The sequence below is a fragment of the Nonomuraea sediminis genome, assembly GCF_018531495.1.
GTDB classification, from domain to species: Bacteria; Actinomycetota; Actinomycetes; order Streptosporangiales; family Streptosporangiaceae; genus Nonomuraea; species Nonomuraea sediminis.
Map to the genome: position 1 here is coordinate 808982 of NZ_JAHDTI010000003.1, position 26364 is coordinate 835345.

The window sequence follows — 26364 nt, forward strand, 5'->3', positions numbered from 1 at the left end:
CCGCAGCGTGGGTGGCGACAGGAGGAGGCGGCCGATGTTGACGATCGGGGCGTTCGCCAAGGAGTCGAGGCTCTCACCCAAGGCGCTGCGGCTCTACGACGAGCTCGGGCTGATCGTGCCCGCGCGGGTGGACCCGTTCAACGGCTACCGGATGTACGAGCCGGAGCAGTTGGAGCGGGCACGGCTCGTCGGGCTGCTGCGGCGGCTGGGGATGCCGCTGGCCAGGATCAGGGTCGTGTGCGACCTCGACCAGACCAGGGCGGCTGCCGAAATTTCCGCTTATTGGGCGGAAGTGGCGGCGAAGCACGCGCAGAGGGCCGATCTGGTCGCCTTCCTCGTCGAGCAACTCACAGGGAAGGACGGATCCATGTACGAGGTTCACCAGCGTGACCTGCCGGAGCGAGTGCTGCTGACGGCGACCCGCCACGTGACGGCCGACCAGGTGGGCGGTTTCACCATGGAGCTCATCAACCGCCTGGCGGGCATGCCGGCGCTCGACGGCATCCACGGCGCGCCGTTCCTGCTGTTCCACGGGGAGGTGAGCGCCGACAGCGACGGGCCCGCCGAGTTCTGCCGTCCCGTGCCCGCCGAGATGGCGGACGCGCTGCACGAGCACTTCCCCGACCTCACCGTGCGCACGGATCCCGCGCACAGCGAGGCGTACGTGCGGCTCACGGCCGAGCAGCTGGGGGCGGCGGGGGCGCTGCGGGCGATGCAGGCGCTGGGCGAGTGGGCCGGTGATCGGGAGTTCACCGGGCCGCCGCGCCAGCTCTTCTACCGCGACCCGCGTACGGCGGGCAAGGACGAGCCGGTGAGCGACCTGGCCGGCCCGTTCTAGAGGGCGGACGCCAGGTCCGCCACGCAGGTGTAGTAGACGCCGGTCATGCCGAGGGCGCGGGCGCTCTCGACGTTCTCCAGCCGGTCGTCCACGAACAGGCAGCGCTCGGGCGGGACGCCCGCCTGCTCGGCCGCGATCTCGTAGATGCGCGGGTCGGGCTTGGCCACCCCGACCCGGGCGCTGCTGACGACGGCGTCGGCGAAGTAGGTCAGGCCGAGCAGGTCGAGGTGCGCCTCCAGGGTGTCCATGGCGTTGGTCACCAGGATCACGGGCACCCGCTCCTGCGCCTTGGCCAGCAGCGTCCTGACCTCCTCGTCGACCCAGAACCGCACCTCGGCGAACTCGCGGGCGGCCTGCCTGGCCCTCTCGCCGCCGCCCAGCCCCGCCGCGATCGACTCCACCCACTCCGCCTCGGTGATGTGCCCGAGCGTGGCCGGCGTCATCCTGGCCGGGTCGAAGGCGACCTGCATCACCGGCAGGCCGTAACGCGCCTCGATGTCGCGCTGCCGGTCGTGGTCGAACAGGCGCAGCACCCCGTCGAGGTCGCTGAGCACCGCGTCGTAAGCCGTCATAGCCACCCATTGTGCCGGGCCAGCCGGGCGGCCTCGATCCGGTTCCTGGTGTGCGTCTTGCCGATGGCCGACGACAGGTGGTTGCGCACCGTGGACTCCGACAGGTGCAGCCGCGCGGCCACGTCCGCGATCGTGGACCCGTCGAGCGCGGCGGCCAGCACGTCGCGTTCCCTGTCGGTCAGCGGCGAGGGACCGGCGTGCAGCGCGGCGGCGGCCAGCCCGGGGTCGACGACCCGCTCCCCCGCCACGGCCCGCCTGATCGCCGCGGCCAGCTCCTCCACCGGCCCGTCCTTGACCATGAAGCCGGCCGCGCCCGCCTCCATCGCCCGCCGCAGGTAGCCGGGCCTGGCGAAGGTCGTCAGCACCAGTACGGCACAGCCGGGCAGCAGCCCGCGCAGCTCGGGCAGCACGTCCAGGCCGCCGCGCCCGGGCAGCTCGATGTCGAGCAGCGCCGCGTCGGGCCGGTGCTCGCGGGCGGCGGGCAGGATCTCCTCCCCCGAGGCCACCCTCGCGACGATCTCCAGGTCCTCCTCGAGCCCGAGCAGCAGCGCCAGGGCGTCCCGCATCATGCCCTGGTCTTCAGCGATCAGCACACGGATGGCCATGGGCCCAACCGTAGCCGGATGCTCGGCACTACCATCTCCGAGACGGAATGCAACGGTAACGGGTAGGCAATGGACGATCTGAGCCGGCTGTTCGCCGACGGCGGCCGGGGGCGCACGGTCCCCTCCGGGCTGCCCGAGGGCGGTCTCGTCTGGCCCGATCCCGAGTTCGTCCAGGCCGCCAGGCCCGCGTTCTGGATGAGCGACGAGGACGCGACCGCCGAGGAGTGGGCGCGCCTGCGCTCGGAGCACCCGCGGACGGGCCTGTGGCCGATCCTGCTGGACGAGTCGGCCCAGCCGTGGTCGACCGGGCAGGTGGTGCCCGACGACACGGCGCTCATCGACCACTTCACCGCCGAGGGGTTCATGGCCGAGGTGTGGCGGGAGTGGGTGGCGCAGATGCCGCAGGGCGCGCTGGAGGAGGTGGAGCCGTTCGGCGCGTACTGCCCGGGTCCGGCCGCGCCGGGCCAGCTGGTGGCCGATCCGGGCGCGGTGGCCGACTGGTACGCCAAGGAGCTGGCGGACAGGGGCATGCCGCTGGGGCTGGCCGCGGTCAACCGGGGCGCCGACGCGCTGGTGGCGATGGGCTGGCAGGGCGCGCTGCACCACAACGAGTGGATGGTGCCGCTGGCCGCGGTGGTGCGCAGCTGGGAGGACCGCTTCGGCGCGCGGGTGGTCGGCATGGGCTTCAACACGCTGGAGCTGAGCGTGGCCGCGCCGCCGGTCGACCCCGACCACGCGCTGCACGTGGCGGCCGAGCACTGGACGTTCTGCCCCGACAACGTGGTGCAGGGCGCCGGAGACCTGCGGGGATACGCCGAGCAGCTCATGGGCAGCCACGCCTGGTCCTTCTGGTGGGACTGACCCTCCACAAATGTGGATCTTTAAGCTAGCTTTAGCCCCGTAAGGGGGCATAGCAGCATGTCGCGGGGCGACCTCACACCGGAGTTACTCGATTCCTCCCTGTGGGCCGACGAGCTGGTGCAGCGGGCGGGCATCCCGGTCTTCGACGTGCCGCTGGTGTCGGTCGGCGGCGGGATCGGCTCGTTCACGCTGGTCGACGTGCTGCGCGTCCGGGGCGTGCCGACCACCTCGATCAGGGTGCTGTCGACCTCCGACTCCCCCTGGCAGACGTGGGAGTACCTGACGCGCGTGTCGCAGTTGCCCGCGCACGAGCGCATCCGCTCCGACTCCGGCGCCCGGCCCGACAACATCTGGGGCTTCCCCTCCTACGCGCTGCAGGAGGCCTGGCAGGAGCGCACGCTCAAACCCGTCTACCAGGTGCTGGCCGAGCCGGTCCTGGCCGACTTCTACAGCCCCCGCGCGGGCACGGTCACCAGGAGCCTGCGCCGCGAAGCCGACCGGATCGGCTACTGGGAGACGCTGGCCAAGGGGCAGGTCCGGATGGTCAGGAAGCGGGCCGGCGGCGGCTACTTCACCGTGCTCACCCCGCCCGCCGGGACGGGGCCGACCAAGCGGGTGGCGATCCGCTCGCAGTACGTACACCTGGCGGTGGGCTATCCGGGGCTGAAGTTCCTCGACGACCTGCAGGACTTCCGTCAGTCGCACGGCGAGCGCTACCGGGTGGTCAACGCCTACGAGCCGCACGAGCACGTCTACGAGCGGCTGCGCTCGCGTCCCGGCGTGGTCGTGGTGCGCGGGGCGGGCATCGTGGCCTCGCGGGTGCTGCAGCGCCTCATCGACGACCGTCAGCGGCACGGCCTGCAGACCCAGATCGTGCACCTGTTCCGCACCTGGGTCGCCGGCTCGCACGGGCCGAACCCGTGGATGCGGCGCAAGGGCGGCGACGGGTGGGCCTACCAGGCGTTCACCATGCCCAAGTCGGCCTTCGGCGGCCAGCTCAAGGCCCGCTTCCGCAAGGCAGGCGCCGAGCGCAGGGCCGGGCTCGCCAAGGTCGTCGCGGGGACCACCACGCCGAAGCTGCGCCGCTGGCAGGAGCAACTGCGGCAGGGCCGCCAGAGCGGCTGGTACCACCCGGTGCAGGCCGTGGTCGACCGGATCGACCGGGCCCCCGACGGCCGCCTGGTCACGCTGACCCGCAGCGAGGGCGCCGCGCCCATGCGGTACGTCTCGGACTTCATCATCGACTGCACCGGCCTGGAAGCCGACATGGACGAGCACCGCGTCCTGGATGACCTGGTACGGCACGGCGGCGCGCTCACCAACCGCGCGGGCAGGCTGCTGACCGGCAGGAACTTCGAGGTGATCGGCGCCGACAGCCAGGGCGGCGCGGTGTACGCCTCGGGCGCGGCCACGGCGGGCAACCACTTCCTGGCCGTCGACAGCTTCCTCGGCATGCAGACCGCCGCCCTGGACATCGCCGACGACCTGGCCGGGCGCGGCTTCTGCGCGCGGCTCGGGCCGATCAGGTCGGTGACGCAGTGGGCGAAGTGGGCGGCCAACCGGAGGCCCGGATGATCCCGACGCTGGCCGGGCGGATACAGACCCGGCTCTTCCTGCTGGCCACCGTGGGCGCGGCGCTCACCGCGCTGTCGGCCCTGGTGCTGCCGATGTCCTTCATGGACGCCTATCTCGTGCTGCTGGCCGTCGCCGTGGTCGGCGTCGGCTGGGAGCTGGTCTATCACCTGCTCATGCAGTTCCGCTGGGACAAGGACTGGCCGACGCTGTTCGGCCTGGTCACGATCGTGCCCGAGGGGTTGCTGATGTGGGTGCTGCTGGACCGCGGGCTGGTTCCGGGGGTCGGGGGCCCGGTGTCCGCCTGGGCGTTCGCGGCCATGTTCGCGATCGTCTGGACCGGCCAGTGGCTGTTCGCCAACGGCCCGATGCGGGTGCTGTTCGTCCAGTGGCGGCTGCGTGGGGGCCGCCTGATCTGATCGAGGAAGGGGAGGCATGGGCGGCATCGAGTTGGCTCGTCCGCTGTACTTCTGGCTGGGGTTCCTGGCCACGGCCACGGGGGTGGTCCTGCACCTGCCGATGTACCTGCACGGTGCGGACATGCACTACAGGCTGGCGGGGATGGAGATGGACACGCCGATGACGATCGGCATGGCCCTGATCGTGGTCGGCCTGGCCGCCACCGGCTACGGACTGATCCCGAGGGGTGCCTTCGCCTCCAGGCCCGCCGGGGAGGTGCGGGTGCGGGCGCTGGACGACGCGCGGATGCGCCCGGCGCACCTCGGGCTGATCGTCGTCCTGTCCATCGCGGTGATCATCGACGCGATGAAGCCGATCACGCTGGGCTTCGTGGTGCCCGGCATGGCCAAGGAGTACGGGCTGCGCTCCGCGCTGAACCCGCACGGCGAGTGGCCGGCGGCGATCCTGCCGCTGGCCGGGCTGACCGGCACCGTGCTCGGCTCGCTGCTGTGGGGCTGGATGGGCGACCGCATCGGGCGCAAGCCGTCCATCCTGTTCGCGGGCGTGCTGTTCATCGGGACGGCGATCTGCGGCGCCATGCCCGACATCCGGTGGAACCTGGTCATGTGCCTGCTCATGGGCCTGGGCGCGGGCGGCATGCTGCCGATCACGTTCTCGTTGCTCGCCGAGACGATCCCGCCGCGGCACAAGGGCTGGGTGATGGTGCTCATCGGCGGCAACCTGGCCGTCGCCTACGTGGCGGCCAGCTGGCTGTCGGCCGCGCTCGCGCCCACCTACTCCTGGCGGATCATGTGGCTGATCGGCCTGCCGACCGGCGTCTTCCTGATCCTGCTCAACCGCTTCATCCCCGAATCGCCCCGCTTCCTGCTCGCGCACGGCCGCGACGAGGAGGCCCACCGGATCATGGCCAGGTACGGCGCGGCCACCACGCAGGCCGTGGAGCTGGTCGAGGACGAGCAGCCGGGCGGCTACTCGCGGCTGTTCCGTCCCCCGTTCACCGGGCTGACCGTGGCCGTGGTGATCCTGGGGCTGAGCATCGGCCTGGTCACCTACGGCTTCCAGCTGTGGATCCCGTCGAACCTGCAGAAGCTCGGGCTCGACCAGCCGACAGCCGACCGGGCGCTGCGCGACTCGGCGCTGCTGGGGCTGCCGCTGATCTTCATCTCGGCGGCCATGTACGGGCTGTGGAGCGCCAAGAAGACCATCGTGGTGCTGGCCACGCTGGTGGGGGCGGCGCTGGTCGTGCTGTCGTTCGCCGGTGAGAGCCTCGCCCAGGACCGCACCTGGCTGTACATCCTGCTGGCCGGGCCGATCGTGGGCACCGCCACGATCGCCGCCGTCCTGGCCGCCTACTCCTCGGAGATCTACCCGACCCGGGTCCGCTCGCGCGGATCCGGCCTGTCGGCCGGGGTCGGCAAGTTCGGCGGCGTGGCGGTCACGGCGTTCCTGGTGGCCGGGGCGGCGGCGCCGTCCATCGGCGCGACCGCGCTGCTCGGCGCCGTCCCGCTGGTGCTGGCCGTCGCGGCCGTGCTGCTGTTCGGCGTGGAGACCAGGAAGACCGAACTCCAACCCGTCGAGGTGTGACGGACGCGCGGGAACCATCCAGGTGGTTCCCGCGCGCCGTTGCGGTGAGCAGGTGTCACCGACTCGCCGCGAGCGCCGGTCGCGGGCCCTCAGCCGAAGTGCGGCGGGCGGCCGGTGGGGCGGCTTGCCGTACTTCTAGAAGGGCTTGCCGTACTTCTAGAAGAAGGAGAAGCCCTGCTCCGGCTGCGGCAGCCTCAGCTGCTGCGGGCCGTGGAACTTGGCCTTGTCCTTCGGCATGGTCGTCGGAGCGGTGACGAACGGGACGATGATGCGGCTCTTGGCCAGGTCAACGGTCACGTTCGCGCCGGTGCCCGCCTCGTCGCTGTAGTCGTAGTCGGTGCCGGCGATCACCAGGCCGAGGCGGTGGCCCTGCTTGAAGGTGTAGTCGTGGGGCAGCGTCTGCCACTTGACCTTGCCGTACGTGCCCACGGGGAGCGGCGACGAGGTGGTCAGCGAGTCGCGGTTCTGCACGTCGATCCAACCGCGGGCGACGATCTCGGCCGGGGCGGTCACCAGGTTCGTGACCGTCTTCTTGTAGCAGCCGTCGTCGGCCGGGGTGGAGTCGCCGTGGCAGTCCTCCTCGGTGAGCGTGGTGATGCCCTGGCCGCGGCGCCAGTCGACCCTGGTGTCGTCGCCGAAGTCGACGAGCAGGGCCGTCAGGTTGGCGGTGGGCTGGTCCAGCTTGACCCGCAGGTCGGCCGTCGGCGTGCCGGACAGGCGCAGGTCCAGCGGCAGCGCGCCGCTGGTGAACGCGATCCGGCCCGGCTTGGCCGTACCGACGTCCGCGATCATGTCGGCTTCCTCGAGGCTGACGTCGGTGAACGACGCGGTCGCGCCCTTGGCGGCAGGGACCAGGCCGAGCGAGCCGTCGGGGGCGGGGCTGAGCGGGACCTTGACCGCGAACGGCGCCGGCCAGTCGCGCTGCTTGATCCACTGTGTGGGGCCGACCTGGACGTCGGCGCGCGGCTGGGTGAGCGCGTCGTTGCGGACGCCCTGCAGCCAGTAGTCGAACCAGCCGTGCAGGGTGTCGACCCAGATGTCCCTGCGGCCCTCGAAGTCGAACGGGTCCACGTGCTGGTACTGGCCGACCCAGATCTTGCGCGGGATGTTCCGCTCGGCCAGGGCCTGCCACCAGGTGGAGAAGTTGTCCGGCTTGACGTTCAGGTCGTTGACCGTGTGCACGGCGAAGACGCTGGCGCGGACGTTGGAGACGTCCTTGAGGTAGTCGCGCTCGGCCCAGAAGGCGTTGTAGTTGCCCGTGTCGTCGCCGTCCTCGGCGTCCATCTTGTCGCGGACGGCCTGGCACTTGGGCTCGGGGTCGGTGTCGACGTAGTTGGCCAGCCAGGAGGCGTAGTCGTGGTTGTAGATGACGCCGTTGGAGCGCTGGTACTTGTACCAGGAGTCGATCGCCGAGATCGGCACGATCGTCACCAGGCCCTGCACTCCGGTGGCGGCCACGCCCTGCGCCAGCGTGCCGTCGTAGGACTTGCCGATCATCGCGGCCTTGCCGGTGGTCCAGTCGGCGGTGGCGGGGCTGCCGTCCGCCTTGTAGGCCTTGGCGCGGCCGTTGAGCCAGTCGATGACCGCCTTGCCGCCGGCGATGTCGGCCTTGCCGCCGATGTCCGGGCATCCCTCGGACTTCGTGGTGCCGATCATGTCCACGTTCAGTACGGCGTAGCCGCGCGGCACGAAGTAGTTGTCGTAGAAGAGGGGGAACTTCACGGGGTTGCCGGAGGGGTCGTAGACCTTCCGCTCACCCTCGTTCCCGCGGCCCGAGTTGTCGTAGTAGGGGCTCTCGTCCATGATCACCGGGACCTTGAGCCCGGGGCCGGACTCCTTGGGCCGGATGATGTCGACTCGGACCCTGTCCAGCTTGCCGTCGGAGTCGCTGTCGACGCTCGACTCGACGTAGACGTACTCGCGGATCGCGTCCGCGTAGGAGAAGACGGGCTGAGTGCGGCCGTTCTGGACCGTGATCGCGGGTTCGCTCGCCGCCTTCGCCGGGGTCGCGGCGACCGCGAGGGTGAGGGCGATCGCGATGAGGGCCGGGCGTAATTGTGGCACGCGTGTCCTCCGAGACATTTGGGGAAAAGTACCCGCAATCTCTCAGACCACCGCACTCCTGACAAGATCCCAGCCACCCCAGTAAGCCCTGTCCGGATCCGGCCACGAGGCGCTGAGGTGGGGGACCGCTAGCAAGCGTCGGGGAAGGACGGGGGGAAGAGGGCGGTGGGGGGGCGGGTGAGGTGGTCGCGGGTGGAGTACGCGGCCTTCATGTGGTCGAAGTAGGTCTGGGCGCGGGACCGGAGGGCGGGCTCGTCCACGCCGGGGATGGTGCGGTCGCGCATGACCGTGCGGCCGTCGATGACGACCGTGGTGACGTCCGCGCCCGAGCCGTTCATGAGGAGGGTGCGGATCGGGTCGTCGACGGGGCCGGTGAGGGCGACCGCGATGAGGTCGGCCTTGGCGCCGGGAGTAAGACGGCCGAGGTCGTCGCGGCCGAGGGCGCGGGCGCCGCCGAGGGTGGCGGCCCGGTAGTAGTCGGCGGCGGAACCGGCGTCGAGCCGTCCCGTGACGAGCTTGGCCAAGTTGTTGCCGTAGTCCATGTTGCGGATCATGTCCGGCGGATAGGAGTCGGTGCCCAGCGCCACCGTCACCCCGGCCTCGCGGTAGCGGTCGAAGTCGTGCAGCGCCGCGCCGTAGCGGACCATGGTGAGCGGGCAGTGGACGATCCCGGCGATCCCGGCGAGCCGGTCGAGGTCGTCCGGTCCGGAGCCGGGCGCTTCCGGATGCCCGGCGGCGTACAGTGCGTGCGGGATGAGCAGGCGCCGGTCCAGCAGCCCGGTGTCGGCGAGCACGTCCAGGGGCCGCTTGCCGTACCACTCGCGCAGCAGGCGCAGCTCGGTGAGGCCCTGCAGGCAGTGCAGGCGGACCAGGCAGCCGAGCTCGCCCGCGGCGGCCGCGGTGGCGCGCATGAGGTCCAGGGTGAGCGTCTCGATGCGGCACGGCAGCAGGGCGCCCCTGATCCGCCCGTCGAAGGCGCCGTCGAAGTCCTTCACGAAGCGGACGGCGTCGGCGAGGCCCTGCTCGCCGAGCGAGGGCTCCCAGTGGACGTCCCTGGACCCGTCGGGAAGCACCACGGGGACGCCGGAGCGGTAGCTGGGGCCCAGGTACATGCGCAGCCCGAGACGGCCCGCGATCGAAGCTGTCCCGGCGAGCTCGTCGTAGGACTCGGCCCAGGCGCTGTGGGTCTCGGCGGCGATGGGCATGGCGGTGGTGATGCCGTTGCGGATCAGCCGGGTCAGCGCGTACTCCCGCATGAACAGCGTCTCCTCCAGCGGGAAGACGGCCGCCCTGCGGTCGCGGGCGTGGTCGAGGGACCAGTTCAGGCCGCTGGAGTCGGCCTGCCAGGTGTCGAGGATGGCGTGGTCGATGTCGGCCAGCGCGTCCAGGTCGATGAACCCCGGCCCGACCACGGCCTGCCCGGCGTCGATCACCTCGTCGTACGGACCCGGGTACGACGGGCCCACGTAGACGATCCTGTCGGCGGAGTAGGCCACGCAGCCGTCCCTGTGCACGACGTGGTCGCCGTCGCGGTATCCGATGACGTGCGAGGCCTTGACGAGTGTGATCACGTGGTGGTTCTCCTGGTCGGTTTCCATCCCGGCCGGGGCACGGCCTCGAGCAGCGCCCTGGTGTAGTCGTGGGCGGGCTCGCGCAGCAGGCCGGCGGTGGGTCCGCTCTCGACGATCCTGCCCTGCCGCATGACGATGGCGGTGTCGCTGATCTGGTTGACCACGGCCAGGTCGTGCGTGATGAACACGTAGCTGATCTCGCCGCGCTCCCTGATGTCGGCCAGCAGGTTGAGTATCTGGGCCTGGATCGACACGTCCAGCGCGGCCACCGCCTCGTCGAGCACCAGCACGCGGGGCTCGGCGGCCAGCGCGCGGGCGATGGCCACGCGCTGGCGCTGGCCTCCCGACAGCTGCTTGGGCAGCATGGCGGCGTGCCGCTCGGCCAGGCCGACGGACTCCAGCAGCTCCAGCGCCCTGCGGCCGCGCTCCGCCTGGGTGAGCGGGAAGTGCAGGGCCAGGCTGGTCTCGACGACGTCGCCGACGCGCTGCAGCTTGTCCAGCGAGGAGTACGGGTCCTGGAAGACGATCTGGATCTCCCTGGCCCGCCGCCTGCGCTCGGCGGTCGACACGCGCCCGCCGCGGCGCTGCCTGCCGCACACGGTGATCGTGCCGCCGGTGGGGGTCTCCAGCCCGAGCAGCATCCGCGCGACGGTGGTCTTGCCCGACCCGGACTCCCCCACCACGGCCAGCGACTCGCCCGCCTCGACGGTGAACGACACGTCGTCCACCGCGACCGCCTGCCCGTAGACCTTCCGCAGCCCCTCCACCTCGATGACACTCGTCCGACCTCCTTCGGAGGCCGCACGGGCGTCAGACAGCTGTGTTTGATCGGGTCGCTCGCTCATGCGATCTCCTCGACCCGCGCGCAGGCCACCAGCACGCCCTCCATGTCCCGCATCGGCGGCTCTCCTTCCTGGCAGTACGGCGTGCTGAAGGCACACCGTGGCGCGAAGGCGCACCCGGGATCCGCCTCGAAGGCCGCCACCGGCCTGCCGGGGATGACGGGCAGCCGCCTGCGCTCCCCGAGCGCGGGCCGCGACTCGAGCAGGCCGCGCGTGTAGGGGTGGCGGGGCGCGGCGACCAGGGCCTCGGCGGGCTGGGTCTCCACGACGCGGCCCGCGTACATCACGGCCAGCCGGTCGCAGGTGGCCGCGGCCAGCTCCAGGTCGTGGGTGATCAGCAGCATCGCCATGCCCCGGTCCCTGCGCAGCTCGTCCAGGATGGCCATCACCTCCGACTGCGTGGTCACGTCGAGCGCGGTGGTCGGCTCGTCGGCCAGGATCAGGTCTGGCTCGACGGCCAGCACCGAGGCGATCATCACCCGCTGCAGCAGGCCGCCCGACAGCTCGTGCGGGTACTGCCTCATCCTGCGTTCCTCGATGCCGACCTCGGCCAGCAGCTCGGCGGCCCGCGAGGAGGCCTGCCGTACCGGGAGGCCGAGGTTGTGGATCATGGCTTCGGTGAGGAAGTCGCCGACGCTGCGCACCGGGTTGATGTGCGCGCGCGGATCCTGGAAGATCATCGCGATGCGGCGGGCGCGCAGCGCGCGCAGGTCCCTGGGCCGCAGGGCGAGCACGTCGGCGCCGTCGAAGAGCACCGATCCGGTGACGCGGGCGCCCGGCGGGGTGAGGCCGAGCACCGCGCGGGCGGTCATCGACTTGCCCGAGCCGGACTCGCCGACCAGCCCGACGGCCTCGCCGCGGGCGATGTCGAGGCTGACGTCCGCCACCAGCGTGCGCCAGTCCTTGGCGTACGGCACGGCCAGGTTGAGCGCGGACAGGCTGAGCAGGCTCATGACTGCCTCCCGAGACGGTCGCCGAGGACGTTGAACGCGGCGACGACCAGGGCGATCAGGATCCCCGCGCTGAGCGCCTCGAGCGGCTGGCCGCGCATGGCGCTGTCCAGGCCGCTCTTGACCATCAGCCCCCAGTCGGCGTCCGGCGGCTGGACGCCCAGCCCGAGGAATGAGACCGCCGCCACGTCGATCACCGCGAAGCCCAGCGCCGACACCGACTGCGCGATGATGATCGGCCGCAGGTTCGGCAGCAGGTGCCGGGTGCAGATGGCCAGCACCCCGCGCCCCTGCACCCAGGCCGCCGCCACGTACGGCAGGCCGCGCTCCCGCAGCGCCGCCCCGCGCACGACGCGGGCCACGTACGGCGTGTAGGCCACGGCCAGCCCGGCCACCACGCCGGGGATGCCGGGCCCCAGCACGGCCACGGTGACCAGCGCGAACACGATGCCGGGCACGGCGAACAGCACGTCGAGCGCCCGGGAGACGACGGCGTCGACCCGGCCGCCGGCCCAGGCGGCGGTGATGGCCAGCGCGGTCCCCGCCACGCTGGAGACGGCGATGACCAGCACCGGTCCGAGCAGCGTGGTCCGCGCGCCGTACATCAGCCTGGACAGCACGTCCCTGCCGAGCGCGTCGGTGCCGAGCGGGTGCGCGGCCGTGCTGCCGCCGAGGGCGTTCAGCAGGTCGGGGAAGTTCGGATCGTAGGGCGCGAGCAGCGGCGCGGCCAGCGTGACGGCCACGACCACGACCAGGAAGGACGCGGCCGTCACCGTCACAGGCGCGGGTCGAGAGCGGAGTAGCACAGGTCCACCAGGAGGTTGATCAGGACGAAGGCGGTGACCAGCACGAGCACCACCGCCTGGACGATCGCGAAGTCGCGCTGCAGGATCGCGCGGACGAACAGCGAGCCGAGCCCGTCGAGGGCGAAGATGTTCTCCACCACGACCGACCCGGCGATCAGCCCGGCCACGTTGAGCCCGGTCACGGTCACCACCGGGATGGCGGCGTTGCGCAGCACGTGGCGGCGCACGATGTGGCGCTCGGCGAAGCCGCGGGCGCGGGCGGTCTCCACGTGCTCGCGGCCGAGCTCCTCCCGCACCGAGGCGCGCGTGATGCGGGCCAGGAAGGCGGCGCTGGCCAGGCTGAGCGTGATCGCGGGCAGCGTCAGATGGTGGATGCGCCCGCCGAACCCGCTGCCGGCCCCGAACACGGGGAACCAGCCGAGCCCGAGCGCGAACACGATGACCAGCGCCACCCCGATCACGAACGGCGGCACGGCGAGGAACGCCGACGACAGGCCGTTCACCAGGGCCTCGACGCGTCCCCTGCGCAGCCCGGCGAGCAGCCCCATGGACACCCCGCCCAGCACGATCAGCAGCGTGGCGTAGGCCACCAGCAGCACGGTGGTCGGCACGCGGGCCGCCATCAGCGCCGACACGTCCTGCCGGTAGACCAGCGAGCTGCCGAAGTCGCCTGTCACGGCGCCCCGCAGCCAGGTGGCGTAGCGGACCAGGAACGGGTCGTCGAGGTGGTACTGCGCCCGGATCGCGGCGATCTGCTCGGGGGTGCCGCTGCGGTTGCCGAGCAGGAACGCCATCGGCCCGCCCGGCACCAGGTACAGCAGGCCGTACACCAGGAAGGAGGCGACGAGCAGGACCACGGCCAGGCCCGCCAGCCGCTTGAGCAGGAAGCTCACCGGGCCCCCAGCCCGGAGGCCCACGGGTAGTACAGGTAGGGGAACGACGGGACGGCGCCGGTCACCCGGTTGTTCATGTAGAGGATGACGGGCAGGTTGTTCAGCGGCATCCAGGGCACGTCGGCGGTGACCTTCTGCTGGATCCCGGTGACCAGGGCGGCGCGGGCGGCCGGGTCGTAGGTGGCGCGGGCCTTCTTGATGTCGGCGTCCACGGCCGGGTAGCCGTTGAAGTTGGTGCGCCCGCCGTCCAGGAAGACCGTGTAGATGTCGAGCGGGTCGGGGACGTTGCCGTACCAGGTGGAGAAGAACGCGTCGATGCCCTGGCGGGCCTTGGGGTCGCTGTAGAGGTTGCCGTACTGCTCGACCGGGATGACCTTGATGTCGATCTTGAGGCCGAGCGCCTCGCCCGTGGCCTTGATCAGGTTCGCGGTCTGCTCGTGGACGGCGGCGCTGCCCTGGATGCCGATGGTGATGGTCTGGGTGGGGTTGCCCGCCTCGGTCAGCAGCTGCTTGGCCTTGGCCAGGTCGGGGGTGGCGGCGGGCAGGGCGTCGTAGGCCTGCTTGAAGGTGTCGGCGGCGTAGCCCCAGTACTCGGCGCCGGCCAGGGTCTTCTGCGGCGCGGCGGTACCCTGGAAGACGACCTTGGAGATGGCCGCCCTGTCCAGCGCGAGCGAGAGCGCCTGCCTGACCTTGGGGTCGGCGTACGGGCCCGACTTGGCCGCGCCGAGCAGGGTCCAGAACGTCAGCGACCTGCCCAGCGTCACCGAGCCGGTGGTGGAGTTCTGCAGCTGGGAGAGCCCGGCGGGCGGCAGGTAGAAGTACTGCCCGTCGACCTCGCCCGAGCGCAGCGCGTTGACGGCGGTGGTCTCGTCGGCGATGAAGCGGAACACCAGGCTCTCCGACTTGGCCTTCAGCGCCTGGTCCCAGTAGGAGTCGTTGCGCTTGAGCGTGAGTGCGTCGCCGGACTTCCAGCCCTCGAACTGGAACGGTCCCGTGCACATCAGCCCGCCGGTGGGCGAGCCCAGGTCCTTCTTCCTGGCGTAGTCGGCCGACACCACGGCGCCCGCGGCGGTGGCCATGGCCTGGTTGAACAGCACGTCGGGCTGCTTGAGCGTGACCGTGACCTGCATCGGCCCGGTCGCCTTGATCGACTCGACGGTGTGGAAGTAGTCGCCCCACCAGGTGCCGAGCGCCGGGTCCAGGTGCCTGTTGAGGCTGGCGGCCACGTCGGCGGCGGTGAGCGGCTTGCCGTTCCAGAACTTCACGCCGTCGCGGATCGTGTAGACCCAGGTGGTCGGGGTGGGGTTGTCCGCCTTCACGGCGAGCCCCGGCTCGATCTTGAAGTCGGGCGTGAGCCGCAGCAGGCTCTCGCACATGTTGGCCAGCGCGGTGTTCTCCGCATAGTTGAAGGACCTGATCGGGTCGAGCGTCTGCGGCTCGTACGGCAGGTTCCAGGTGATCTTGTCCAGGCCCTTGGCGGCGGGCGCGGTGGCGGTCTTCAGATCGAGCTGCGGGGGTGCGGCAGCCTCCTGCTGCTGCTTGGCGGGGGCGTTGGCGCCGCAGGCGGCCACGGCGAGAGCCAGGCCGAGAACGGGCAGGGCGCGACGGATCATCGGGGGGACCTTTCAGACGAGCCGGCCGTCACGGGCGATCACGCGGCCCGCCCGGACGACGAGATGGGGGATCGGGCGCTCCACCACGGCCTGGGCCACGGAGTCGCTCCTGACCAGGACGAAGTCGGCGGGGTCGCCCGGGTTCAGTTCGACCCGCGCCAGTCCGAGCAGCTCGGCGCCCCCGTGCGCCACGACCGCGTAGCAGGCGGCCAGCTCCTCGTCGGTGCGGGCGTCGGTGCGGTAGGCCAGCAGGTGCGCCCGCGCGATCATGTCGCCGTCGCCGAACGGCGTCCACGGATCGCGCACGCCGTCCGACCCGGCCGCGAGCAGCACGCCCGTGCCGGCGAACGTGTCCGGCGAGATGACCGGATCGCCGCCGAGCGCGCAGGTGGTCAGCGCCACCCCGGCCTCGGCCAGCAGCTTCACGGTCTCGGGCGCGACCTCGCCTGCCAGGCTGAACGCGTGGCTGATGGTGACCTTCAGTCCTGAGGCGGCGGTACGGCGGGCGATCTCGTGAACCGTCTCGACGCCCGCCGCTCCCCCGTCGTGCAGGTGGATGTCCAGCGGCACGCCGTGCCGTTGCGCCAGTCCGAACAGCACGTCGAGGTGACCGTGCAGGTCGCCGTCCACGCCGATCGGGTCGAGGCCGCCCAGGATGTCGGCGCCCTCCTGCAGCGCCCGCTCGAGCAGTTCCGCGGTGCCCGGCGCGGTCAGCAGGCCGAGCTGGGGGAACGCCACGGTCTGGACGTCGAGCAGGTGGGCTCGTTCCGCCGCGGCCTGCCGTACGCCGTGGAGGTTATCCAGGCCGTAGACGGGGGCGACGTCGACGTGGGCGCGCCAGGCGCGGGCGCCGCGGGCGATCGCGTGGTCCATCAGGGCGCCGGCGCGCTCGGCCACCGTGGCGGTCATGCCCTGGCGGGCGGCGACGTCGCCGTCGATCAGCTCGCGCAGGTTCCGCGCGGGCTCGCGGCTCAGCCATGATTGGCCCCACGTGGTCTTGTCCGGATGGATGTGGGCGTCGACCGGCGCCGGCAGGGCCAGCAGGCCGTCGCAGTCGACGACCTCGTCCGGCGTGCCGCCTGCGACGATGCGCCCGTCCTCGACCAGCAGGTCGTGCGGGCGGAGATTGGTGAACTGAACCAGAGCCACGGGGTTGATCGCCTTTAATCTGGGGAGGACTTCGCGATAGATTTATCAGACATCAGATGTTTAGAGAAGAGGATGAATGCGAAACGTAGCGCGGACGTCTCTCGTCGACGCCGCGATCGAGGAGCTGCGCGGCGAGATCTCCAGCGGCGCCTGGCCGGTCGGGACGAAGATCCCCTCCGAGAGCCAGCTCGCGGAGACTCTGGGCATGAGCAGGCTGTCGGTGCGTGAGGCGGTGCGGGTGCTCGTGCACGCGGGGCTGCTGACGACGCGGCAGGGTGACGGCACCTATGTGACGGCCACCGACGAGTCGCAGGTGGCGCTGCGCAGGCGGCTGGACAGGGCGGCCGCGATGGACATCATCGACGTGCGGCGCGGCCTGGACATGGTGGCGGCGCGACTGGCGGCGACCAGGCGCACGCCCGAGGACCTGGCGCTGATGCGGGTGGCGCTGGAACGCAGGGACGCCGCGGCCCGCGCGGGCGACCTGGACGCCTTCGCCGACGCTGACGTGGCCTTCCACCTGCACGTGGCGGACGCGGCGCACAACCCGCTGCTGACCGATCTCTACCGCAGCATGAGCGAGGCGCTGCGGGACAGCGTGCGGAACATGGAGCAGGCGGTGCTGGACTACGACGACTCGCACGCCGAGCTGATGAAAGCGGTCGAGGACGGTGACGCCGCGCGCGCGATCGGCGCCGGCGTCACCATCCTCGACCAGCAGGAGCGTGACCTCTAGTCGCCGTTGATCAGGTGCATGGCCAGGCCGGGATCGAAGGTTCCGGCCGGGATCCCCGCACCGGTGTTGCAGGAGCCGTCGGAGTCACCGGGAACCTTGACCCAGAGCAGGAACTCCGCGCCGGTCTGCTGCTGCTTGGGCGGCGTGCCGAGCTTGCGTCCCGGCGGGTTGCACCAGGAGTCGTTGATGGGCGGGCCGGTGTAGGGGCCGTTGCCGTTGCGGCTGGTGTCGATCACGTACGGCTTGGTGTAGCCGTACTTGGTCAGCTCGGCGTTGACCGCGCCGGCGCGGGTCCCTGTGTCGGCGGTGGTGAAGAAGTTGGAGACGTTCAGCGAGAAGCCGCGCGCCTTCCGCAGGCCCGCCTGGTCCGACCAGCGGGCGATGTCGGTGGCCGCGCCCCAGGTGGAGTTGCCCGCGTCCAGGTAGGTCCAGGCGTTGGGCGCCTTGGCGCGGAGCGTGTCGAGGGCGTAGTTCAGCTCGCGCAGCCGCAGCGCCTGCTGGTTGCCGTCGAGGCAGCTCATGCCGGGGATTGCGTCGGGCTCGAGCACCACGATCGCCGGGCGCGTGCCGATCGCGTTCGCGAAGTTGGTGATCCAGGTCTGGTAGGTGGGCTCGTCGGGGGCGCCGCCGGTGGACTGGGTGGCGCACGAGTCACGCTTGGTGACGTTGTAGGCGACGAGCATCGGCAGCTTGTTCTGCGCCTGCGCCGCGTTCACATAGGTCGTGACGGCGTTGGTGGGGTTGGGGAACCAGTCGCCGAACCACTGGAAGATCGGCTTGGTGGCGATGCCCGCGTCGATGGCCGACGCCCTGCCGGGGTCGCTCGTGCGGTTGGCCGACACCCACTGCGCGGGGTGCGACTGGTCGTCCACGTACAGGCCGGTCGTGCCGGAGATCGGGTTGGCCGCCTCCTGCAGCGAGACGTTGTCGAAGCGGACCACCGCCGCGCCGTGCCCGCCGAGTTGGAAGGTCACCTGGGCGCCGCCGGTCGTCGAGGCCGCCGACCAGGTGAACGGGAAGGAGAAGCGCCTGCTCGCCGTGGTGAGCGCCACGTCCTGGCTGAGCGGCTGGGTGGATGGCGAGGACTCCAGCTGCACGGTCGTGCGCGCGGTGTAGGCCACGCTGGAGTAGGCGTCGAAGGCCAGCGTGTAGCTCTTGCCCTGGGTCAGGGAGAGGCCGCTCTGTCCCACGATGGCGTCCCAGGGGTTCGCCACGGAGGCGACGTCGACACGGAGCCTGCCCGTCTCGATCCTGATGGGGGCGGCGGTGCTCGACCACCAGTTGTCGGGGTTCGTCGTGCCGAACGTGCCGTTCTTGATCAGCTCGGTGGCCGCCTGCGCGGGTAAGGCGGTGAGCCCCACCATCGCCACGAGCACGGCCACGAGGGCGGACAAGCGTCTCACTAGTGCACCTTTCCTTGGGTGTCGGCGAAGCCGGCCAGCCACGCCAGGGCGGAGTTCCAGTTCACGGCGACCTCGTTGGTCGCGTAGGAGCCGATGTCGTCGATGTAGCACTTGGCCGGGGCGCAGCCCTGCAGCGCGCGCTGGGCCACCGGGTCCTGCAGGCCGGAGTTGGGGCCGCCCGCCAGGGATCCGGGGGCCGGATGCGGCAGCGCCGGGTCGAGCTGGTGGGCCCAGAACCGGTGGTGCTGGTTCTGGCTGGACCGCTCGCCGTACCCGGCGACGTAGGACTGGTTGAGCGCGTTGCGGCCGAGCAGGTAGTCCAGCGACTCCAGCGCCCCCTCGCGGTACTTCGGCAGACGCGTGAGGTCGTAGGCGTAGGCCAGGACCAACGCCTCGTTGGCGGTCGCGCTGTTGGAGCCCCAGACGTACTTGCCGTCGGTGGGCAGGAACGGGTTGGCGTACCCCTGCGCGCGCAGGTCCGCCAGGTGCCGGTCAGCGACGCCGGCGATGCGCATGACCAGCTTGAGGTAGGTGATCGGGTCCATCCGGTACGGCACGCGGGCCAGGGCCAGGTCGGCCAGGCCGCCGGTGTCCTTCCACGAGAAGTTGCCGGTGGTCAGCACCGTGGTGACCCTGCCGAGGTAGCCGCGCTTGCCGGTGGCGGCGAACAGCTCGGCCGCGGCCCAGGAGAACTCGTCGCTCACCTTGGTGTCGTCGTAGGGCCCGCCGCCGACGCTCTCCGCCGGGGCGTACAGCTCCGGGTTCTTCAGCGCGGCCTGCCACGCCCTGGTGGCGGCCTCCAGGCAACGGGCGGAGAAGGCGCGGTCGAAGCGCTGGTAGACGCGGGCGCAGCGGGCGCCGACGGCGGCCAGGTTCAGCGTCGCGGCGGTGGAGACCGGGTAGAGCAGGCGCGGCTGCGGGTCGGCGGCGGGGGCCAGGGGCAGCCCGGTCCAGGCGGCGTCGTGGATCTTGTGGTGCACCATGCCGTCGGGGCGCGCATCCGCAGCAGGAAGTCCAGCTCCCATCTGGCCTCGTCCAGCACGTCGGGGAGCGCGCCGCCCTGCTCGGGGATGCTCAGCGGGACGTCGCCCGCCTGCTCGTACAGGTCGATGAGCTGCCAGGCGGCCAGCGCGCCGTTGACGACGTACTTGCCGTGGTCGCCCGCGTCGTACCAGCCGCCGCGCACGTCCATCCGGTAGTCGCAGGTGCCCGGCCGGCAGGGGACGTCGGTGTCGCCCTGGTTGGGCGGCACGCCGAGGTGGCCCGCGGGCCTGGCGTAGGCCTCGCCCACGTACTTCGCCTCGATGGGGATGCCGCTGCGGTTGTGATAAAAGTACGCGAGCGCGTCCCTGCGCAGCCTGCCGTACAGATCCTGACCTATGGCGAAGGGCTCGCTCTTGTCCTCGCCTACCTGGAGGCGATAGGTGCCAGGCGTCCGAAATTTCGTGAAATCGGCGGTCTGGACGGTGTCTCCGGACATGGCGTCCGGGCCGTGCGGCCTGGTGGTTCCCGTGGCGACGGCCGTACCGTCCTCGTCGAGCAGGCGCCAGGTCAGCGGCGCGGTGGCGTCGGTGACGACCGTGGCGCGCTTGGGGCCGCCGGGCAGGTAACCGACCTGGTTGACGCGCACGGGCGAGCCAAGGTCGCGCACGCCGCCCGGCGGCACGACGCCGCCGACGAAGGAGATGTCGTCCAGACACAGCGTGTACGGTTCCGTCGCGCCGCCCATCTGGAAGGCGACCTGGCTCTTGGGCTCGTCCACCGTGGACGTGCCGGTGATCTCGAAGTGCTGCGGGGTCGCGGTCAACCTCACCCGCCCGGCCACCGGCGTGGTGTACGGCGGGCCGCTCATCTGGGCGATCGCCGTGATCGCGACGTCCCTGGTGGCACTGGCGGTGAACGACAGCGTGTACGACTGGCCATTCTCCAGCGGGATGTCGTTCTGGCCGATCATCGAGTCCCACGGGTTCACGGTGCCCGCGGGCACGTCGGCGCACAGCCGGCCGTCCTGGACCCTGGAGGGCGTGTTCTCGCTGCTCCACCAGGGTTCCTTGGAGCCGGCGTCGAACCCGCCGTTGAGCACGCGCTCGTAGCCGGCCGCGTGCGCCGCCTGCGCGGGCGCAAGAGGAAGCGCGAGCGCCGTCAGCGCGCAGGCCACTCGCCATCGAATGAACATGCCGGACCTCTCGTGAAGCGGTCCGGCGGCGTCGGCGCGATCATCACCTCACTCCAGGTGTTACGTCAAGGGGTTGATCATTGTAAATTTCCTTTGTGGGTCGGGCCTTTCGCCCGTCCGAATCTTGGTTTAGTCTCCGTGGGAGCGCTCCCAAAATTAGGGAGCAACACCGGTACCGGCGGCGTCAACGCAGGTGAGTGGTGCATTCCTAGGGAGGTTCCGCTATGAAGGGTCAGCTTCGCCGTGGCCTCGTGGCCGCGGTCGCTCTGGCGGGCATCGTGGCCACGGCGGCCGCGTGCGGCGGCTCCGGCTCCTCGTCGAACCAGGCGAAGGCGGGCGGAAAGACCGAGCTCGTCGTCAAGACCTTCGGTGACTTCGGCTACAAGGACCTCTACAAGCAGTACGAGGCCTCGCACCCGAACGTCACGATCAAGGAGGAGAACATCGCCCAGCTCGGCGACTACCTGCCCAAGCTGCAGCAGTGGATGGCCACCGGCAGCGGCGCGGGCGACGTGGTCGCGCTGGAGGAGGGCATCCTCGTCCAGTTCATGGCCAAGCCGGCCAACTTCGTCAACCTCCTGGACCACGGCGCGGGCTCGCTGCAGGACAAGTTCCTGGAGTGGAAGTGGAAGCAGGCCCTCACCCCCGACGGCAAGACGCTGGTCGGCCTCGGCACCGACGTGGGCGCGCAGGGCATGTGCTACCGCCGCGACCTGTTCGAGAAGGCCGGCCTGCCCACCGACCGCGAGGAGGTGAGCAAGCTCTGGCCCACCTGGGACGCCTACATCGAGACGGGCAAGAAGTTCGTGGCCGCCTCGAAGGAGGCCAAGTTCTTCGACTCCGCCGGCAACATCTTCCAGAACGTGCTCATCCAGCAGGGTGACCACACCTACTTCGACACCTCGAACAAGCTGGTCATCGACACCAACCCGGCCGTCAAGAGCGCCTGGGACATCACCACCAGGATGGTGGCCGCCGGACTGTCGGCCAAGCTGCAGATGTGGGGCCCGCAGTGGAACGCCGGGTTCAAGCAGGGGTCGTTCGCCACGATCGCCTGCCCCGCCTGGATGCTCGGCCTGATCAAGGAGCAGGCGGGCGACGGGCTGGCCGGCAAGTGGGACGTGGCCAAGGTGCCCGGCTCCGGCGCGGTCCGCGGCGGCTCGTTCCTGGCGGTGCCTGCGCAGAGCAAGCACCAGAAGGAGGCGGCCGAGCTGGTCAAGTTCCTGACCAGCCCCGAGGGCCAGCTGGGCGCCTTCAAGGCGGCCAACAACTTCCCGTCCTCGCCGCAGGCCATCGACGACCCGGCGGTGCAGGGCTTCTCCAACGCCTTCTTCAACAACGCCCCGGTCGGCAAGATCTTCGGCGAGTCGGCCAAGTCGCTCAAGCCCATCTACCTGGGCCCGGACAATCAGGTCGTGCAGGACAGGGTGGGTGACGCGCTGCTGGCACTGGAGCAGGGCAAGCTCGACGCCGGCGCCGCCTGGACCAAGGCCCTCGACGACGCCAAGCGCGCGGCCAAGTGATCCCGATCTCCCCGTGCGGCGCCCTTCCGCCGCACGGGGTTCGCGCCGCGGGGGTGACAGGTTGAGCGTCGAAGCGAAGACCCGGCCCGGCGCCCTGCACGCCAGGCGGGTCCCCAAGGCGAAGTGGACGTCGCGGTTCGACCGGGCCGGCTCGCCGTACCTCTACATCGCGCCCTTCTTCGTGCTCTTCGCGATCTTCGGGCTGTTCCCGCTGGTCTACACGGCCTGGGTGTCGCTGCACGACTGGCAGCTGGCCGGGGACAGCACGTTCGTCGGGCTGGACAACTACGCGGAGCTGTTCGCCGATCCCGACTTCTGGAACTCGGTGCTCAACACCGTCGGGATGTTCGTCCTGGCCAGCGTGCCGCAGCTGCTGATCGCGCTGGTGCTGGCCAGCCTGCTCAACCGGCCGCTGCGCGGGCTGACGTTCCTGCGGATGGGCGTCCTGGCGCCGATGATCACCTCGATCGCGGCCGTGGCCATCGTGTTCTCGCAGCTGTTCTCGCGCGACGCGGGGCTGGCCAACTGGGTGATCGGCCTGTTCGGGGCCGCGCCCGTCGACTGGCAGGCCGACAAGTGGTCGTCGTGGACCGCGATCGCCACCATGGTCGACTGGCGGTGGACCGGCTACAACGCGCTGATCTACCTGGCCGCGATGCAGTCGATCCCGCGCGACGTCTACGAGGCGGCCGAGCTGGACGGGGCGTCGAAGGCGCGGCAGTTCTGGCGGATCACGATCCCGATGATCAAACCGGCCGTGATCTTCACGGTGATCATGTCGACGATCGGCGGCATGCAGCTGTTCACCGAACCGCTGCTGTTCGGCCAGGGCAAGCTGTCGGGCGGCAGCCTCGGCCAGTTCCAGACGACCGCGATGTACATGTTCAAGAAGGCCTTCGAGGACTTCGACTACGGCTACGGCTCCGCGGTCGCCTGGATGATCTTCATCCTGATCGTGCTGATCGCGCTGGTGAACTTCCTGATCTCCCGGCGGATGAACGGGGTGGACAAGTGATCAAGCAGAACCGGCTCGTCTACCTGACGCTGCTCGCCTCGATCGTGATCTCGGTCTTCCCGCTCTACTGGATGTTCGTCATCGCCACGCGCACCAACGACGTCGTCGGCCAGTACCCGCCGCCGATGACGCCGGGCGGCGAGCTGGGCGCCAACGTCACGCGGCTGTTCGAGGCCGAGCAGGCCAACTTCGCGCTCGGCATGGTCAACTCGGCCATCGCCTCGGTCGCGGTGACCGTGTCGGTGGTGTTCTTCTGCTCGCTGGCCGGGTTCGCCTTCGCCAAGCTGCGCTTCCGCGGCAGGAACGCGCTGCTGGTGATCATCCTGGCGACGATGATGATCCCGGTCCAGATGGGCGTCATCCCGCTCTACATGATCATGGTGAAGCTGGGCTGGCAGAACACCCTGCAGGCGGTGATCGTGCCGTTCATGGTCTCGGCCTTCGGCGTGTTCATGATGCGCCAGTACGCGGTCAGGGCGGTGCCCGACGAGCTGATCGAGGCCGCCACGGTCGACGGCGGCTCCAGCTTCCGCATCTACTGGAGCGTCGTGCTGCCCGCGCTGCGGCCCGGCGTCGCCGTCCTGGCGCTGTTCACCTTCATGGGGACCTGGAACGAGTTCATCTGGCCGCGGGCCGTGCTCGAGGCGGACAACCCGACCGTTCAGTTCTCCCTCAGCCAGCTGGCCACCCAGTACTACACCGACTACACGCTGATGTTCGCGGGGACGCTGGTGGCCACGCTGCCGCTGCTGGCCGTCTTCGTGGTCTTCGGCCGCCAGATCATCGGCGGCATCATGGAAGGGGCCGTCAAGGCATGACAGTTGAAATCCGACCCCGCTCCGCTCCCACCCCCACCCTCTTTCTGTGGGGTGCAGCCACCTCGAGCTACCAGATCGAGGGCGCGTTCGCGGATGACGGCAGGGGGCCGTCCATCTGGGACACCTTCAGCCGCACGCCGGGCAAGGTCAAGCACGGCGACACCGGTGACGTGGCCTGCGATCACTACCACCGTTATTTGGACGACGTGCAACTGATGGCCGGACTCGGCTTGAAGGCCTACCGCTTCTCGATCGCCTGGCCGCGCATCATGCCCGAACCAGGGGTGGTCAACCAGAAGGGGCTGGACTTCTACGATCGCTTGGTCGACGCGTTGCTGGAACGCGACATCCTGCCGTGGCCGACGCTCTATCACTGGGACCTGCCGCAGTACCTGGAGGACGCGGGTGGGTGGCCCGTCAGGGACACGGCCTACCGCTTCGCCGAGTACGCCGGGATCGTGCACGAGGCGCTGAAGGACCGAGTGAGCCACTGGACGACGCTGAACGAGCCATGGTGCTCGGCGCTGCTCGGGTACGCCAACGGCGAGCACGCCCCCGGGCGCAAGGAGCCGTCGGCGGCCGTGGCGGCCGTGCACCACCTGCTGCTCGGCCACGGCCTAGCAATCCCCACCTTGTCCGGAAATATCGGCATCACGTTGAACATGTCGCATGTGACCCCGGCGACGGAGGCGCCCGAGGACGTGGACGCGGCCAGGCGCATCGACGGGATCCAGAACCGCCTGTTCCTCGACCCGGTGCTGCGCGGCTCCTACCCCGCGGACATCGTGGCGGACCTGGCCGATCTGAGCGACTTCTCCCACGTCCTCGACGGCGACCTGGAGATCATCTCCCGGCCGGTGGACTTCCTCGGCGTCAACTACTACTCCCCCGCGCTGGTCGCCGCCGGCGAGCCCGCCGCGCAGGGCAGCACGCCGTGGATCGGCGCCGAGTCGGCCCGCTGGATGGAGGGCGGTCGCAAGCGCACCACGATGGGCTGGGAGATCGACGAGCGTGGCCTGTACGACCTGCTCGTCCGCCTCCGCAAGGACTACCCGGCGGTCGACCTCTACGTCACCGAGAACGGCGCCGCCTTCGCCGACGTGGTGAGCGCCGACGGCGCCGTCCACGACCCCGACAGGATCGACTACCTGCAGCGCCACCTGAACGCCTGCGCCGACGCCATCCGCGACGGCGTGCCGCTCAAGGGGTACTTCGCCTGGTCCCTGCTGGACAACTTCGAATGGGCCCACGGGTACGACCAGCGGTTCGGCATCGTGCACGTCGACTTCGACACCCACCGGCGCACCCCGAAGGACTCGGCCCTGTGGTACGCGGCCCGCATCCGCAAGGGCGAGCTGTGAACCGCAAACGGGTGACCCTGGACGAGGTGGCCGCGCACGCCGGGGTGGGCAGGGGCACGGTCTCCCGGGTGGTCAACGGGGCCGACAACGTCTCGCCGGAGACCCGGGAGGCCGTCGAGCGGGCCATCGCGGAGCTCAACTACGTGCCCAACCACGCGGCCAGGTCCCTGGCGGCCAGCCGTACCGACAGCATCGCGCTGGTGATCGCGGAGCCGGAGGAACGGCTGTTCTCCGACCCGTTCTTCGCCGGGATCATCAGGGGCATCACCTCGGAGCTGACGGCGACCGGCAGGCAGTTGCTGCTGACGATGGCGGGCACGCCGGAGGAGCGGGCCAACCTGGAGGGCTACCTGTCGGGCGGGCACGTCGACGGGGTGCTGCTGCTGTCGCAGCACCGCGACGACCCGCTGCCCGGGTTCCTGGTCGACATCGGCGTGCCGACGGTGCAGGGCGGGCGCTCGATCGGGCCGCAGATCGTCTCGCAGGTCGTGGACGTCGACAACCACAGCGGCGCGCACATGGCCGTCGACCACCTGGTCGAGCGCGGGCGGCGCAGGATCGCCACGATCTCGGGGCCGATGGACATGATCGCCGGGCTGCACCGGCTCGGCGGCTACCGCGAGGCGCTGATGCTGGCCGGGCTGCCCGAGTTCATCGTGCACGGCGACTTCACCGAGCTGAGCGGCGCGCGCGGGATGCGCGAACTGCTGGCGCACGACGTGGACGCGGTGTTCGCCGCCTCCGACCTGATGGCCGTGGGCGCGCTGCGGGTGCTGGCCGAGGCGGGGCGCCGGGTGCCGCAGGACGTCGCGGTGGTCGGGTTCGACGACTCCAGCCACGCCCAGTTCACCGGGCTCAGCTCGGTCCACCAGCCCATCGAGGACATGGGCAGGGAGATGGTCAGGCTGCTGACCTCCCTCATCTCGGGCGAGCGCCAGTCGCGCGCCGCCCTGGTCCTCACTCCCCATCTCGTCATCCGCGAATCGAGTTAG

General features: G+C 70.7%; 24 protein-coding genes. 11 read left to right on the forward strand and 13 right to left on the reverse strand.

What is annotated here, in order from left to right:
- The first annotated feature begins 34 nt into the window (after nucleotides 1-34).
- Nucleotides 35-838 carry a MerR family transcriptional regulator gene (locus KIK09_RS17815; RefSeq protein ID WP_214320320.1) on the forward strand — a complete coding sequence of 268 codons (804 nt, stop codon included), beginning with the start codon at nucleotides 35-37 and terminating at the stop codon, nucleotides 836-838.
- On the opposite strand, the gene KIK09_RS17820 is transcribed toward KIK09_RS17815, so the two are convergent.
- Both KIK09_RS17820 and KIK09_RS17825 read right to left on the reverse strand, forming a co-directional pair.
- The gene (locus KIK09_RS17820) at nucleotides 835-1410 is read right to left on the reverse strand and encodes an HAD family hydrolase (RefSeq protein WP_214320321.1); all 576 of its coding nucleotides are present in this window, start codon (nucleotides 1408-1410) and stop codon (nucleotides 835-837) included. The two genes, KIK09_RS17815 and KIK09_RS17820, sit on opposite strands and share 4 nt — an antisense overlap.
- Nucleotides 1407-2015 (reverse strand): response regulator transcription factor, encoded by a 609-nt coding sequence (locus KIK09_RS17825; RefSeq protein ID WP_214320322.1) that lies wholly within the window; start codon nucleotides 2013-2015, stop codon nucleotides 1407-1409. Before KIK09_RS17825 ends, KIK09_RS17820 begins: the two co-directional genes overlap by 4 nt.
- Nucleotides 2016-2084: 69 nt before the next feature.
- On the opposite strand from KIK09_RS17825, the gene KIK09_RS17830 reads away from it, so the two are divergent.
- From KIK09_RS17830 to KIK09_RS17845, 4 genes are read left to right on the forward strand one after another with little or no spacing between them, the layout of a single operon-like run.
- Entirely contained in the window at nucleotides 2085-2876 is a 792-nt protein-coding gene (locus KIK09_RS17830) for a DUF4253 domain-containing protein (protein WP_214320323.1), read from the forward strand.
- Between the two features lie 57 nt (nucleotides 2877-2933).
- Nucleotides 2934-4451: a hypothetical protein gene (locus tag KIK09_RS17835; protein ID WP_214320324.1), complete on the forward strand. Its 1518-nt coding sequence runs from the start codon at nucleotides 2934-2936 to the stop codon at nucleotides 4449-4451.
- A complete protein-coding gene (locus KIK09_RS17840; protein ID WP_214320325.1) occupies nucleotides 4448-4867 on the forward strand; it encodes a hypothetical protein in 420 nt (139 codons plus the stop codon). The genes KIK09_RS17835 and KIK09_RS17840 overlap by 4 nt, the downstream gene beginning before the upstream one ends.
- A gap of 16 nt (nucleotides 4868-4883) precedes the next feature.
- Complete coding sequence (locus KIK09_RS17845) at nucleotides 4884-6452, forward strand: MFS transporter (RefSeq protein ID WP_214320326.1); 1569 nt, start codon at nucleotides 4884-4886, stop codon at nucleotides 6450-6452.
- A 156-nt stretch (nucleotides 6453-6608) separates the two neighbouring features.
- Here the strand turns inward: KIK09_RS17845 and KIK09_RS17850 are convergent, their stop codons facing one another.
- The 8 genes from KIK09_RS17850 to KIK09_RS17885 form a co-directional block, all read right to left on the reverse strand.
- A complete protein-coding gene (locus tag KIK09_RS17850) occupies nucleotides 6609-8516 on the reverse strand; it encodes a Xaa-Pro dipeptidyl-peptidase (RefSeq protein WP_214320327.1) in 1908 nt (635 codons plus the stop codon).
- A gap of 128 nt (nucleotides 8517-8644) precedes the next feature.
- Nucleotides 8645-10087, reverse strand: a complete 1443-nt coding sequence (locus KIK09_RS17855) for an amidohydrolase family protein (protein ID WP_214320328.1) — start codon at nucleotides 10085-10087, stop codon at nucleotides 8645-8647.
- Entirely contained in the window at nucleotides 10084-10932 is an 849-nt protein-coding gene (locus KIK09_RS17860; RefSeq protein ID WP_214320329.1) for an ABC transporter ATP-binding protein, read from the reverse strand. The genes KIK09_RS17855 and KIK09_RS17860 overlap by 4 nt, the downstream gene beginning before the upstream one ends.
- Nucleotides 10929-11882, reverse strand: coding sequence for an ABC transporter ATP-binding protein (locus tag KIK09_RS17865; protein WP_214320330.1), 954 nt, complete (start codon nucleotides 11880-11882; stop codon nucleotides 10929-10931). Before KIK09_RS17865 ends, KIK09_RS17860 begins: the two co-directional genes overlap by 4 nt.
- The gene (locus tag KIK09_RS17870) at nucleotides 11879-12652 is read right to left on the reverse strand and encodes an ABC transporter permease (protein ID WP_308164164.1); all 774 of its coding nucleotides are present in this window, start codon (nucleotides 12650-12652) and stop codon (nucleotides 11879-11881) included. The genes KIK09_RS17865 and KIK09_RS17870 overlap by 4 nt, the downstream gene beginning before the upstream one ends.
- A 2-nt stretch (nucleotides 12653-12654) precedes the next feature.
- On the reverse strand, nucleotides 12655-13578 hold the full coding sequence (locus KIK09_RS17875; protein ID WP_214320332.1) for an ABC transporter permease: 924 nt from the start codon (nucleotides 13576-13578) through the stop codon (nucleotides 12655-12657).
- Nucleotides 13575-15191, reverse strand: coding sequence for an ABC transporter substrate-binding protein (locus tag KIK09_RS17880; RefSeq protein WP_214320333.1), 1617 nt, complete (start codon nucleotides 15189-15191; stop codon nucleotides 13575-13577). The genes KIK09_RS17875 and KIK09_RS17880 overlap by 4 nt, the downstream gene beginning before the upstream one ends.
- A 12-nt stretch (nucleotides 15192-15203) precedes the next feature.
- Nucleotides 15204-16340 (reverse strand): amidohydrolase, encoded by a 1137-nt coding sequence (locus KIK09_RS17885; RefSeq protein ID WP_214320334.1) that lies wholly within the window; start codon nucleotides 16338-16340, stop codon nucleotides 15204-15206.
- Nucleotides 16341-16416: 76 nt separating this feature from the next.
- On the opposite strand from KIK09_RS17885, the gene KIK09_RS17890 reads away from it, so the two are divergent.
- The gene (locus tag KIK09_RS17890; RefSeq protein WP_214320335.1) at nucleotides 16417-17076 is read left to right on the forward strand and encodes a FadR/GntR family transcriptional regulator; all 660 of its coding nucleotides are present in this window, start codon (nucleotides 16417-16419) and stop codon (nucleotides 17074-17076) included.
- Here KIK09_RS17890 and KIK09_RS17895 read toward each other — a convergent pair.
- From KIK09_RS17895 to KIK09_RS17905, 3 genes are read right to left on the reverse strand one after another with little or no spacing between them, the layout of a single operon-like run.
- The gene (locus KIK09_RS17895; protein ID WP_308164165.1) at nucleotides 17073-18479 is read right to left on the reverse strand and encodes a glycoside hydrolase family 6 protein; all 1407 of its coding nucleotides are present in this window, start codon (nucleotides 18477-18479) and stop codon (nucleotides 17073-17075) included. The genes KIK09_RS17890 and KIK09_RS17895 overlap by 4 nt on opposite strands.
- Nucleotides 18479-19462, reverse strand: a complete 984-nt coding sequence (locus KIK09_RS17900) for a glycoside hydrolase family 9 protein (protein ID WP_214320336.1) — start codon at nucleotides 19460-19462, stop codon at nucleotides 18479-18481. Before KIK09_RS17900 ends, KIK09_RS17895 begins: the two co-directional genes overlap by 1 nt.
- A complete protein-coding gene (locus tag KIK09_RS17905; RefSeq protein WP_214320337.1) occupies nucleotides 19354-20655 on the reverse strand; it encodes a cellulase N-terminal Ig-like domain-containing protein in 1302 nt (433 codons plus the stop codon). Before KIK09_RS17905 ends, KIK09_RS17900 begins: the two co-directional genes overlap by 109 nt.
- Nucleotides 20656-20879: 224 nt before the next feature.
- Here KIK09_RS17905 and KIK09_RS17910 point away from each other — a divergent pair, with 224 nt between their 5' ends.
- The 5 genes from KIK09_RS17910 to KIK09_RS17930 all read left to right on the forward strand — a co-directional run bounded on the left by KIK09_RS17910 (nucleotide 20880) and on the right by KIK09_RS17930 (nucleotide 26364).
- The gene (locus KIK09_RS17910) at nucleotides 20880-22178 is read left to right on the forward strand and encodes an ABC transporter substrate-binding protein (protein WP_214320338.1); all 1299 of its coding nucleotides are present in this window, start codon (nucleotides 20880-20882) and stop codon (nucleotides 22176-22178) included.
- A 61-nt stretch (nucleotides 22179-22239) separates the two neighbouring features.
- The gene (locus KIK09_RS17915; protein WP_214320339.1) at nucleotides 22240-23193 is read left to right on the forward strand and encodes a carbohydrate ABC transporter permease; all 954 of its coding nucleotides are present in this window, start codon (nucleotides 22240-22242) and stop codon (nucleotides 23191-23193) included.
- Entirely contained in the window at nucleotides 23190-24011 is an 822-nt protein-coding gene (locus KIK09_RS17920; RefSeq protein ID WP_308164166.1) for a carbohydrate ABC transporter permease, read from the forward strand. Before KIK09_RS17915 ends, KIK09_RS17920 begins: the two co-directional genes overlap by 4 nt.
- Complete coding sequence (locus tag KIK09_RS17925) at nucleotides 24008-25372, forward strand: GH1 family beta-glucosidase (RefSeq protein ID WP_214320340.1); 1365 nt, start codon at nucleotides 24008-24010, stop codon at nucleotides 25370-25372. Before KIK09_RS17920 ends, KIK09_RS17925 begins: the two co-directional genes overlap by 4 nt.
- Nucleotides 25369-26364, forward strand: coding sequence for a LacI family DNA-binding transcriptional regulator (locus KIK09_RS17930; RefSeq protein WP_214320771.1), 996 nt, complete (start codon nucleotides 25369-25371; stop codon nucleotides 26362-26364). The genes KIK09_RS17925 and KIK09_RS17930 overlap by 4 nt, the downstream gene beginning before the upstream one ends.